Origin of the sequence: Acidiferrobacter thiooxydans (genome assembly GCF_003333315.1) — a bacterium.
Classification (GTDB): domain Bacteria; phylum Pseudomonadota; class Gammaproteobacteria; order Acidiferrobacterales; family Acidiferrobacteraceae; genus Acidiferrobacter; species Acidiferrobacter thiooxydans.
In genome coordinates this window covers 20,538-32,739 of the sequence record NZ_PSYR01000004.1, presented here as the reverse complement: position 1 = coordinate 32,739, position 12,202 = coordinate 20,538, and the positions used below count along the sequence as shown (strand labels likewise).

Below are 12,202 nucleotides of genomic sequence, written 5' to 3'. Positions count from 1 at the left end.
GCGTTCGCCGACAAGGTGCGCGACGGTAGGTGGACTGGCTATAGCGGCAAGCGCATCCGCACGGTGATCAATATCGGCATCGGCGGCTCCTACCTCGGCCCGGAAATGGCCTGCCAGGCGCTGCGGCCGTTCGCCGATCCGGCGATCGCCGTGCGCTTCGTGGCTAACGTCGACTCCGAGGCGTTGCGTGCTGCGACCGCGGACCTGGACCCCGCGGAGACCCTTTTCATCGTCTGTTCCAAGACCTTTACGACCGAGGAGACCATGACCAATGCGCGCAGTGCGCGCCAATGGTGCGTGGCCGGGCTGGGCTCTGACGCGGCAGTGGCCGCGCATTTCGTCGCGGTCTCGACCAACGCGGCGGAGGTCGCGCGCTTTGGCATCGATGCCGCCCATATGTTCGTATTCTGGGACTGGGTCGGGGGACGGTACTCCCTGGGTTCGGCGGTCGGCCTGGCGCTTATGATCGCCATCGGGCCCGAGCGGTTCCGGGAGATGCTCGCCGGCTTTCGCGACATGGATGAGCACTTCCAGTCGGCGCCGCTCGAATGTAATCTGCCGGTGCTCATGGGGATGCTGTCTGTGTGGTACAACAATTTCCATGGCATGGAGACCCAGGCGATATTGCCCTATGCGCACGGGCTGGCGCGTCTGCCGGCCTATCTGGAGCAGTTGCAGATGGAGAGCAACGGCAAGCACGTCGATCTCGCCGGACGGCCGGTGACCTATCAGACCGGTCCGATCGTGTGGGGCGAGCCCGGGGTCGACGCCCAGCACTCGTTCTATCAGCTGCTGCACCAGGGAACCAAGGCCGTGCCCTGCGACCTGATCGGATTTTGCCGCTCATCCGCCGATCTGCCGGGTCACCAGGACCTTTTGATGGCCAACCTTCTGGCTCAGGCCGAGGCCCTGGCCTTTGGGCGCCCGGCGGCGCAGCTTGCCGAAGAGGGCGTGCCGGCGGCGCAGATCCCCTATCGGGTGTGCGAGGGCAATCGCCCGACCACTATCGTTCTCGGCGAGGCCTTGACGCCGCGTGTGCTGGGCGCGCTCATTGCGCTTTATGAACACAGCGTGTTTACGCAGGGTGTGGTGTGGGGTATCGATTCCTTCGATCAGTGGGGGGTGGAGCTTGGCAAGGTGCTTGCGCGGCGCATCGCCTCCGAGATCCGCGGCGGCATCGGCGAGGGTGCCCACGACAGCTCCACCCGTGCCCTGATCGGCCGTTATTTGGCGCGCCGCACCGGGAGTTGATGCACTATGCGTGGATGAGCGTCCTGCAAGACAAGGCCGGACAAAGGCCGTGGGCGGCGCTGAGCCATGGGATCCACCCTTTCACCACAACATGAGGAAATGCTGTCGATGGATCAGGCCCCCCGATTTGTAAGCCAGCTTACCCGCAACACCCTGGCGCTCATCCTTGCCGGCGGCCGCGGGTCGCGGCTGAAGCACCTGACGATGTGGCGCGCGAAACCGGCAGTGCCGTTCGGGGGCAAGTTCCGGGTCATCGATTTCCCGCTGTCGAATTGCGTGAACTCGGGCATCCGGCGCATCGGGGTCTTGACCCAATACAAGGCCCACTCCCTCATCCATCATATCCAGAAAGGCTGGGGGACCTTGCGCGGGGATTTCGGGGAGTTCGTGGAACTTTTACCGGCGCAGCAGCGTATCGAGTCCTCGTGGTACGCGGGGACCGCCGATGCGGTCTACCAGAACCTCGATATCGTGCGCAATCATGACCCGGATTACGTCCTGATCCTGGCCGGCGATCATGTCTACAAGATGGATTACGGGCCGATGATTGCCCATCATGTGCGCAAAGGCGCAGACCTCACCGTAGGCTGCGTGCATGTCCCACTCGATCGCGCGAGCGATTTTGGGGTCATGGCCACAGACGACATGGGGCGCATTGTGCGCTTCGACGAGAAGCCAGCCGATCCGATACCGACCGTCGCGGGTGGCAACACCGCACTCGCTTCCATGGGAATTTATGTGTTTAGCGCACGCTTCCTCTATGAGCAGCTTGTCAAGGATGCCGATACCAAGGCCTCGCGGCATGATTTCGGGCATAACGTGATTCCCGGGGCCATAGATCGGTACCGGGTCATGGCCTATGCCTTCTCGGGCGATGGCAGTGGACAATCGGCCTACTGGCGCGACGTCGGCACGCTGGATGCCTACTGGGAGGCCAACATGGAGTTGGTCGGCGTGACCCCGGAGCTCAACCTGTATGACACCTCCTGGCCGATCTGGACCTATCAGGAGCAGTATCCGCCGGCCAAGTTCATCTTCGATGAGGATGACGGGCGCCGCGGCATGGCCGTGGACTCCATGGTGTCGGGCGGCTGTGTGATCTCTGGGGCGCGTATCCGTCATTCGCTGTTGTTTTCGGCGGTGCATGCGCATTCCTACGCGGAGGTGATCGATTCGGTGGTCATGGGCAGTGTCGACATAGGCCGGCATAGCCGTATCCGGCGCGCGATCATCGACAAAGGGTGTCGCATACCTGAGGGCAGTGTCATAGGCTGGGATCACGACGAGGACGCACGCCGTTATCATGTGACGCCGGAAGGGGTCGTCGTGGTGACGCCCGAGATGCTGGGCCAGGAATTGCATTATGTCCGGTGATGACCGCTTGAATCTGGTGTTGTGCTGGCACATGCATCAGCCGCAGTACCGGCGCCTGTCCGATGGCCAGTACCAGCAGCCATGGGTGTATCTGCATGCCATCAAGGATTACGTCGATATGGCGGCGCATATCGAGTCGGTGCCAGGGGCGCGCGCCGTCGTCAATTTCTCACCTGTTCTGCTCGATCAGATTGCGGATTATGGGCAACAGCTGCAGGCCTATCTACGCGAGCGCACGCCGCTGCGCGATCCGCTGCTCGCGGCGCTCGCCGGTCATTGGCCGCCGCCTGGGCCGGAGCGCGCGGCGCTCATCGCGGCCTGTCTCAAGGCCAACAAGGCACGCGTGATCGACCGGTTCCCGGCGTTCAAGCGCCTGGTGGCGCTGGCCGCGCCCGTGGTCGCTGACCCCGGGCTTTCCGGTTACCTCGACTGCCATTATCTGCGCGATCTCGTCGTCTGGTATCACCTGGGCTGGTTCGGTGAGACGGTACGGCGCGCGGACGCGCGCATCGCCCCACTTCTGCAAAGAGGTGAGGGCTTCGACGAGGAGTCGGCGATCACCGTGTTGAGGGTGGCGGAGGAGATCCTGACCGGCCTCGTGCCTCGCTACCGGAGGCTTGCCGAAAGCGGACAAGTGGAGCTGTCGTTTACCCCCTACACGCACCCGATCGTGCCGCTTTTGCTCGATTTTGCGGTGGCGCGCGAGGCGCAGCCGGACGTGCGCCTGCCGGTCGCCCCGCACTATCCGGGCGGCGAGGCGCGGGCGCGCTGGCAGATCCGGGCAGGTCAGGAGGCCTTCGCTCGACATTTCGGGTTCGCTGCCGCCGGCTGCTGGCCGGCCGAGGGCGGTCTTAGCGCGCAGATGCTGGCGTTGCTTGATGACGCCGGGATCAAGTGGACGGCATCGGGTGAGCGTGTCCTGCGCCATAGTCTGCAGGCGGGCGGCAAGGACGGCGGCCATGGCCAGTGTCACAGGATCTATGGGGAGCCGGGGCGGACCGTGCGCTGCGTCTTTCGCGACGACGGCCTGTCGGATCTGATCGGGTTTTCCTATGCCGATTGGCACGCCGACGATGCCGTCGGCAACTTGATCTCGCACCTGGAGACCATCGCCCGCGCCGCGCAGCCCGGTCACGCGCCGCTGGTCGCAATCATCATGGATGGGGAGAATGCCTGGGAGTATTACCCCGAGAACGGGTACTACTTCCTGCGTGCGCTCTACGAGCGATTGGTGGCCCACCCACAGATCCATCTCACGACCTTCTCGCAATATATCGATGAGGGCCATGCCCCGGCCATGCTTCCGCCGCTCATCGCCGGTAGCTGGGTGAATGGCACCTTCGCGACCTGGATCGGCAGCCCCGACAAGAACCGTGCCTGGGACATCCTCGTCCAGGCGAAGGCCGACTATGATCGCGTCATGGCCCAGGGTCGGCTGTCACCCGAGGACGCCGAGCGCGCCAGCGAGGCGCTGGCGGTATGCGAGGGCTCCGACTGGTGCTGGTGGTTCGGCGATTATAATCCGCGCGATACGGTGCAGGATTTCGAGCGTCTGTATCGCCGCCACATCGCCGACCTCTATCACATCCTCGGTGAGCCGCCATCTCCGCTTGCCGGGGAGGGGTTCACTCAGCAGGGCGCAGACCGCTCCGAGCGCGGTGGTGCCATGCGTTCGTCCGGGGCGCTATGACGGTTAAGCGGCGCGGCACGCCGGTCCTCGATCGTCGCCGCCTGGGCGTTTTGCTACATCCAAGCTCCCTGCCCGGGGACGGTCTCAAGGGCACCATGGGCGCGCACGCGCGACGCTTCGTGGATGTCTTGGTGGCGGCCGGGGTGAGCGTCTGGCAGGTCCTGCCGCTCGGTCCGCCCGGTGGCGGCTCACCCTACAATAGCCCCTCAGCGCATGCCGGTGATGTCGGACTTATAGACCTCGAAGATCTCGCTGAATGCGGTTGGATCGGGATGGCCGAGGCCCGCGCGGCCTTGGCCGATGCCGCCGCGCGCGAGGTGGCACTCAGCGCCGCCTATCACGGTTTTGCGGTGCATGCGTCGGCCGCCGACCAGGCCGAATTCCAGGAATTCCGTGTACGCCATGCGGCTTGGTTGCCGGATTACTGCGCCTACGAATGCATCAAGGCCCAGTGTGGCGGGGCGCCTTGGTGGCAGTGGCCGGCGGCCCTCAAGGATCGCGATCCGCAGGCACTGGCGGCCTATCCGGGGTCCGATTCCTGCGAGGCGGTGGCGTTCGCGCAGTTTGTATTTTTCCGGCAGTGGCACGCGCTGCGCGGCTATGCCGCAGCGCGCGGCCTGCGTCTTTTCGGGGACATGCCGATCTTTGTCGCCGAGGACAGCGCCGATGTCTGGGCACACCGCGATCTTTTCGTGCTGGATGCCGACGGACGCCCGGAGATCGTGACCGGCGTGCCGCCCGATTATTTCTCGGCGCACGGCCAGCGCTGGGGGAATCCGCATTACCGGTGGGCGCGCATGGCCGCCGACGGCTTTGCCTGGTGGCGCGAGCGGGTGCGCACCCAGCGGGAGCTGTTCGACTGGTTGCGGATAGACCATTTCCGCGGCTTCGTCGCGTCCTGGGCGGTCCCGGCTTCGGCACCTACCGCGGCCGGCGGGGAATGGATGGCGGTGCCCGGCGATGCCTTGCTCCAGGCCCTACAAGAGGCCTTTGGGGATCTCCCCTTGATTGCCGAGGATCTCGGTATCATCACAGACGATGTCCATGCCCTGCGCGACCGCTACGATCTGCCGGGCATGCGTGTCCTGCAATTTGGCTTCGACGGTGATCCCGGGAATCCGCATCTCCCGCACAATTACCAGGCCAACAGCGTGGCCTATACTGGCACCCACGATAATGACACCACGACCGGTTGGTATGCGGCGCTGACCGCGCGCGAACGGACCCTCGTGCATGATTATCTGCCGGATGCCAACGGCGACCCGGCGTGGGCGGTGATGCGCGCGGTCATCGCCTCGGTTGCCGGTCTCGCCGTGGTACCGTGGCAGGACGTGCTGAGTCTTGGCAGTAGCGCGCGCATGAATACCCCGGGGAAGTGCGGCGGAAATTGGGGATTCCGGTTCCATTGGGAGGATGTCGCGGAGGCCATCCCAGCGCGTCTCGCGCGTCTGGCATTTCTGTATGGGCGCACGAATCCGGGCCGCTAATGTTTTATAGAATTAATAATCAATAATATTGTGGTACTCAGCGACGATTGCGCCCCATGGATCAACCAGGGGACGGTGATCGCCTCGCGATCGACACCCTCCCTCTCCGGCATCAATGCTGGGGCCCCTTGCGCACAAACATCGCCCGTCGTAGCAGATCAACCCCCGTTGCAGCGAGCGGTCGAATAGGGGGTCGGGGCCTGCGCCGATGGGTACCTCAGGGTCGATGGCGATGCCCACCGAGGGGAAGGATGTCGGTCGCAGCGCCATGATCGTGGCGCATCGCACCCAGGCCGTACCTGTTACCCACCACCTACGGTGCCGGATTGATCGGCGTACGACGGGAACTGCTGAGGTCTACGGCCCTCTACACAGAGGTAGGCGTCGGCAAGGGGCGGGCGTGGCGTTGGGGCACGGGGGACTGCGTTGGCGGATGGGCGGGTCAGATCACTGGATGCCACGCGCGGACTCGCGGCCGTGTCGGTGGTCTTGTCGCACTATGTGCTGGTCCTGGCCGATGCCGGCCGACGCCGCTATGCGCACGCTTATCATACCCTGCAATGGCTGTCTTATACCCCGCTTGGACTGGCCTGGGCGGGCCGCGCGGCGGTGGTCTTTTTCTTTGTATTGAGCGGCTATGTGCTCTACATCATGTGGGAGCGTGGCGGTCTGAGCTATGGCGCCTATCTCAAAAAGCGCGTCGTGCGCCTTTATCTGCCCTACGCCGGGGCGGTGATTCTCGGCATCCTGGGCGCCGCCTTCCTGTATACCGGACCGTTGCCGGGGCTGGGCCCGTGGATCAACAAGTTCTGGTCCTGGTCGCCGAATGTAAGCTCACTCTGGGAGCACGCCGGTTTCGTGGATGCCTTCAATTCGGATCGCTACGACTTCACGATCTGGACGCTCGTGCAGGAGATGCGGGTCTCGCTCATCTTTCCGCTGATCGTCGTGTGGGTGAGGCGGTCGGCGTGGACCGTGGCCTGGCTGCCCTTTGCGGCCCTGGCCGTCGCGACTATCTTCGTGCGCGGCGCGGCATCGGCTGCGGGCGGGGCGTGGGCGGCGACGGTCATGGGCGGAGGGCTTACCGCCTATAGCGATACGGTCTATTATCTCGCGCCGTTTGCGTTGGGCGCCCTGCTCGCCTGTCACAGGGATGCGGTGAAGAGGCGTTATCTTACGCTATCATCGGGACGGCGACTCATCCTTGGGGTGCTGGCCTTCGCGCTCTATTTTTACGGATCGCGCACCCTGGCTGTGCTCGGCGATCACCGCATGTTGGTCCACGACTGGCCGACCATGATGGGGGCCGCCCTGGGACTCGTGGTGATCGCCTATGAACCCGCCGTCAAGGCGCTGCTCGACCACCGCGTCTTCCAGTATCTCGGGCGCATATCCTACAGTCTCTACCTCTTTCACCCGCTCGTGCTTCTCGCGGCGCTCCATTTGTTCTATGGACATATCGCTCTCGCGCCCTTGCTGGCGGGCACCTTCGTGGCCACGCTATTGACGGCCGATATGGCCTACCGCTGGCTGGAGCGACCGGCCGCGCGCATGGCGCGGGCCTTGGGAGAGGGGGTGACGGTGCGCCGGACCGGGGTCTCCGCCTCATCGGATTAGAGGCAGCCGGCATGGGTCGCGCGCACGCAACTGTTGCTGGGACGCGGCGCGGGCAAAAAGATAGGAAAGAAGGGCCGTGGCGCCCGTGGGGCGCCACGGCCTTGTGACTACTGGCGCAGCATGTGCAGCACGCGGGCCCGCAGTGTGGGGTCGGCGTCGACCTGCCGGACGAGGTTGTTGTATTGCGGCAGAGTGAGGTGCTGCCCCTTGATGGCGGCGATCATGGACTGCTGCGCGCGCACCTGGATCCCGCGGGCCGCGCCCGGCTGCCCCTTCATCGCCTGCAACTTTTTGGCGTAGGCGGCGCGGATCTGCGAGACATGACGAATGGCGGTCACGAAGTGTTTCAGGGTCGTGTGGCCGATGCGCGGCATGGCCGTGGCCCCCGGCGGCGGCATATGCGCGGTGGCGGCAGCGGGCGCCTGGGTGGCGGCAAACGCGCTTGCGGAGGCGAGTGTGATCGCGGTCGTCAGGGCGAGGCGCAGGGCGGTTCGGGATGACTCCATCGTGATGTCTTTCCTCGATTGATTGGCTCGCCCAGGGAGTGCAATGCCCGTGCCAGCCGCCCCGTCTGCCGCCGTCTGCGGGGTGAGGGGCGCGGTTGTGCGCCGGGACGCGGGTGCGCGGTGGTCGCCGAGCGCGACACTTTCGGTGCGCGCCTGTGTCGAAACGACACATGAGGCGGTAATACAGAGGCGTCATGCCACAGGTCGTGGGCGTGGTGCCAGGGGGGAGGAGGCATGCAAGGATCAAAGATCCTGATAGTGGATGAGAGTGATATCGCGCGTACGCAGCTAGAGCAGGGACTGTCGGACGCCGGCGCCGTGGTGCAGACGGCGGCGAGCGCCCATGATGCCTTGGCGCTCCTGCCGCGCTGGCCGGCGGATCTGGTGGTGAGCGGCCTGCCATGGGAGGTCGGCAGCATGGCCTTGTGTGCGGGGATACGCGCCGCGGCAAGGCCACCGGCGTTCATGATGCTGTCGCCGCGGCCCGCGGCGCCGGTTGCGGGCGATGGGCACGACGGGGGCCCGCGTCGTGCCGAGGGTGCCGCCCTGCCGGCGGCCGTTGTCCAGGCCCACGAGGCGCTGGGCTTGTCTGCGGCCGGCGCGCGTCGATCGTCGCCGCCCGTACCGGACGTCCTGCGGTTTCACGGAATGCTCGGATGTGGCACGGATATGCGGGCGCTGATCGAGCGCCTGGTACGCGCCGCGCGTGTCGATGTGCCGGTACTGCTGAGTGGGCCGAGCGGCACCGGCAAGGAGCTTGCGGCACGCGCGATCCATGGTGAGAGTGCGCGCCGCAAGGGCCCCTTCGTAGCCGTCAATTGCGGAGGGGTACCCGAGTCTTTGTGGGAGAGCGAATTTTTCGGTTATACCGCCGGGGCCTTCAGCGGCGCGAATCGCAGCCGCGAGGGGCTGTTTGCCGCAGCCCACGGTGGGACCTTGTTTCTAGACGAGATCGGGGAGATGCCCCTGGTTGCCCAGGCCAAGCTTCTGCGCGCCCTCGAGGGCGGGTGGATGCGGCCGGTGGGGGCGGTGCGCGAGCATCAGGTGGATGTGCGTATCGTCGCCGCCACCCACCGAAACCTGGCGCTGGCGGCCGCGCGCGGGCGTTTTCGCGATGACCTCTTGTATCGCCTTGATGTGCTGACTGTGAGCCTGCCGGGCCTCGCCGGTCGATGTGATGACATCACAGTCTTGGCGCGGCACTTCCTGCGCGCGTGCCATACGGAGATGGGTAGTGCCGTAGACGGTTTCGAGACCGAGGCCTTGCATGTGCTGCACGGCTATGCCTTCCCGGGCAATGTCCGCGAGCTTCGCAACATCGTCCAGTCGGCGGCGGCGTTTGCGCGTGGCCCGCGCATCGGTGTCTGGGATCTGCCCGAGCGCGTGTGTCGTCCCGATGGTCGGGCGCAGGGTCCGGTGGCGTGCGCCACGCCCCCCGACCAGGCCGGCACGAGCGATCTCGTGACCCTGGAGGAATGCAAGCGCGCCTACGTGCACGAGGTCCTGCGGCGGGTGCGTGGCAATAAGCGGGCGGCGGCGCGTATCCTCGGGATCGAGCGACGCACGCTCTATCGCTGGCTTACGCCATCGTGACCGGGATACACGCCTGCCCCATCCCCGGCGGTTCCAAACCGGGGATGCAGGTGGGCCGATCACGCCGGCGACTATAACCACACCATGCAGCCGAGCTCGAAACGATGGGCGAGCAGGGCGTGGTAGGGGTAGGCGCGGATACGAAGCGTCTGGAATCCCGATGTCCGGGGCTCGTGGTCGAGACGAAAGACGAGGCGCCCCTCGCCATCGACGCCGTCTGCCACGAACGGCGCCTGATCGCGGAGCAGCACCTCGCCTAGGTCGTCGCTGGACTCGAACAGGCATTCGACGATGAGGTCGTCCGGGCGCAGGCCGTTGCCGTGGACGAGTACCGTAAGGTGCAGGGATTCGCCAACCTTGACCGCTTCAGGGATGTCCTGGCCGCGCTCGAGACGCACCCCGCTCCAGGCGCTGCTCACCTGCCGCTTCCAGCGTGCCAGCGCGCGCCCTCCCGCGGCCTCGTCGGCCGCCAGCTGCCGCGCATGGCCGGCGGCCTTGCGATAATAGTCGCGCGCGTATTCGAGCACCATGCGTTCGGCATTGAAGACCGGCATGGCGCGCCGCATCGCCGCTTTGGACATGGCGATCCACGATCGGGAATAGCCGTGCTCGGCGGCATTGAAATAGAGAGGCACGACCTGCTGCTCCAGGATATCCAGCACCTCCGCGCTCTCCTCTCGGGTGCGCTGATCGTTGTCGATCGGACCCTTGTGCGGACAGATGCCCCAACCGTTGTCGCCGGCATAGCCTTCACCCCACCAGCCATCAAGGACGCTCAGATTCACGACGCCGTTGATGGCAGCCTTTTGTCCCGATGTGCCGCTCGCCTCCAGGGGATACTCCGGGGTGTTCAGCCAGACATCGACGCCGGTCACGAGCCTTCGCGCGAGCGCGAGATCGTAGCCCTCGATCAGGATAACCTTGCCCTCGAATTCCGGGCTGCGTGAGAACTCGTGGATCAGGCGGATCAGGTTTTGACCCGGGTGGTCATGAGGGTGGGCCTTGCCGGCAAAGAGCAGCAGCACCGGCCGATCTGGGTCGTTCAAAAGGCGCGCGAGCCGCTTGGGGTCCTCGAACAGCAGGCCGGCGCGTTTGTAGGTCGCAAAGCGCCGCGCAAAGCCTATGACAAGCGGTGTCTTGGCGTCGGGCTCCAGTTGCCGCGTAAGTCGCCGGATCACGCCCTCACCTGCCCCGTTCCGCCGATGTTGGCGGGTGACGCGCTTTTGTACAGCCTCCAGCATCGCGCCCTTCAGGGACTGGTGGACGCTCCAGTAGCTGTGGTCAGGAATGGTGTCGATGCGCGCCCAGTAGTCGGCCTCGGTGAGCTTGTTGCGCCACTCGCTGCCAAAGCGTACGTCGAACAAGCTGCTCCATTCGTGGGCAAGAAAGGTTGCCACATGCACGCCGTTGGTCACATACCCGACGGGGTTTTCCATCCATGGGATCTGCGGCCAGACGTAGGCCTCCATACGCGAGGCGACCCCGCCGTGGATGCGACTTACGCCATTGTGCAGACGCGATGCGCGCAGGGCGAAGGCGGTCATGTTGAATCCACCCTGACTTATAGGGCTCGATCCCAAAGACTTCAGTTCATCCAGGGTGATCCCAAGATCGGCGACATAGGGTTCGAGGTAGCGCCCGAACAGTTCCTGGTCGAAGATGTCATGGCCGGCAGGTACGGGTGTATGGGTGGTGAACACCGTGCCGGCCGCCACGACCTCCATGGCGCTGTCGAAATCCTGGCCTTGGGTCGTGAGTTCGCGGATACGCTCTATGATCTGGAAGGCGGGGTGGCCCTCGTTGATATGCCAGACGGTGGGCGCAAGACCCAACGCGCGCAGCGCGCGTACGCCGCCTATGCCCAGGACGATCTCCTGACGCAACCGGGTGTCGCGGTCGCCACCGTAGAGTTGGCAGGTGATGCCACGGTCGGCGCTAGTGTTTTCTGGGACATCGCTGTCGAGCAGATAGAGGCGGATGCGCCCGGCCGCCACGCGCCACACCTTAAGTGCCACAAGGCCCCCGGGAAGGGTGACCGACACCCGCAGCTCATGCCCCTCATGGTCGCACACCGGCGTCACCGGGAGATCAGCGAGCAAGGCCGGCGCGGTGCCGACGATCTGGTTACCCTGCGCGTCTATGGTCTGGGTGAAGTACCCCTGCCGGTACAGGAGACCCACGGCGACGAACGGGAGGCCCAGGTCGCTTGCCGCCTTGCAGTGGTCGCCGGCCAGTATGCCAAGGCCGCCGGAGTAGATCTGCAGGCTCTCGTGGAGACCGAATTCGGCGCAAAAGTAGGCGACAAGATCGGTCCGCGGGTCGATGTCCGTCCGTTTGGAGGACAGGCGCACGGCGTGGTAGGTGTCGTATATGGACAGGGCGCGCTGATACTCCTCCAGAAACAGCGGATCCGCCGCGGCCTCGTCGAGCCGCGATTGCGCGACACGGCGCAGCATGAGTTTGGGGTTGCGCCCGCACTGCTCCCAGAGTCTCGGGTCGAGGCGCACGAACAGCGCGCGGATGGATCGGTTCCAGCTGTAGAGAAGGTCAGCTGCGAGCTCTGTGAGGCGCGCCAATCTTTGCGGAATGAGCGGCTGGACTTCCAGGGGATAACGGGTACCGGGCACGTGATGACCTTTTGTGTGATCGTTGGGGTAGGTGACCTGATTCGTTCAGACTGGCCT

8 protein-coding genes are annotated in these 12,202 nt (G+C 65.2%); 6 read left to right on the top strand and 2 right to left on the bottom strand.

Annotated features, from left to right (window positions below):
• The 5 genes from pgi to C4900_RS15715 all read left to right on the top strand — a co-directional run.
• A partial coding sequence (gene pgi / locus C4900_RS15735; RefSeq protein ID WP_114283592.1) for a glucose-6-phosphate isomerase occupies positions 1-1,251 on the top strand: 1,251 nt, incomplete at its 5' end.
• 108 nt (positions 1,252-1,359) lie between these two features.
• Positions 1,360-2,625 (top strand): glucose-1-phosphate adenylyltransferase, encoded by a 1,266-nt coding sequence (glgC, locus tag C4900_RS15730; protein ID WP_065970961.1) that lies wholly within the window; start codon positions 1,360-1,362, stop codon positions 2,623-2,625.
• Entirely contained in the window at positions 2,615-4,315 is a 1,701-nt protein-coding gene (locus tag C4900_RS15725; RefSeq protein ID WP_065970888.1) for a glycoside hydrolase family 57 protein, read from the top strand. Before glgC ends, C4900_RS15725 begins: the two co-directional genes overlap by 11 nt.
• Positions 4,312-5,802, top strand: coding sequence for a 4-alpha-glucanotransferase (gene malQ, locus C4900_RS15720; RefSeq protein WP_065970887.1), 1,491 nt, complete (start codon positions 4,312-4,314; stop codon positions 5,800-5,802). The genes C4900_RS15725 and malQ overlap by 4 nt, the downstream gene beginning before the upstream one ends.
• Positions 5,803-6,228: 426 nt before the next feature.
• Entirely contained in the window at positions 6,229-7,419 is a 1,191-nt protein-coding gene (locus C4900_RS15715) for an acyltransferase family protein (protein WP_065970885.1), read from the top strand.
• Positions 7,420-7,526: 107 nt separating this feature from the next.
• On the opposite strand, the gene C4900_RS15710 is transcribed toward C4900_RS15715, so the two are convergent.
• Positions 7,527-7,925, bottom strand: coding sequence for a DUF4168 domain-containing protein (locus tag C4900_RS15710; protein ID WP_065970883.1), 399 nt, complete (start codon positions 7,923-7,925; stop codon positions 7,527-7,529).
• 234 nt (positions 7,926-8,159) lie between these two features.
• Between C4900_RS15710 and C4900_RS15705 the strand changes: the two genes are divergently transcribed.
• On the top strand, positions 8,160-9,518 hold the full coding sequence (locus C4900_RS15705; RefSeq protein ID WP_065970882.1) for a sigma-54-dependent transcriptional regulator: 1,359 nt from the start codon (positions 8,160-8,162) through the stop codon (positions 9,516-9,518).
• Positions 9,519-9,589: 71 nt separating this feature from the next.
• Here C4900_RS15705 and glgP read toward each other — a convergent pair whose 3' ends face one another.
• Positions 9,590-12,145 carry an alpha-glucan family phosphorylase gene (gene glgP / locus C4900_RS15700; protein WP_065970881.1) on the bottom strand — a complete coding sequence of 852 codons (2,556 nt, stop codon included), beginning with the start codon at positions 12,143-12,145 and terminating at the stop codon, positions 9,590-9,592.
• Positions 12,146-12,202 lie beyond the last annotated feature (57 nt).

What these genes read in the sequence shown, in the direction of transcription:
- malQ (WP_065970887.1), top strand. Translation starts at nt 4,312, where the DNA reads ATGACGGTTAAGCGGCGCGGCACGCCGGTCCTCGATCGTCGCCGCCTG.
- glgC (WP_065970961.1), top strand. Translation starts at nt 1,360, where the DNA reads ATGGATCAGGCCCCCCGATTTGTAAGCCAGCTTACCCGCAACACCCTG.
- C4900_RS15705 (WP_065970882.1), top strand. Translation starts at nt 8,160, where the DNA reads ATGCAAGGATCAAAGATCCTGATAGTGGATGAGAGTGATATCGCGCGT.
- C4900_RS15725 (WP_065970888.1), top strand. Translation starts at nt 2,615, where the DNA reads ATGTCCGGTGATGACCGCTTGAATCTGGTGTTGTGCTGGCACATGCAT.
- C4900_RS15710 (WP_065970883.1), bottom strand. Translation starts at nt 7,925, where the DNA reads ATGGAGTCATCCCGAACCGCCCTGCGCCTCGCCCTGACGACCGCGATC.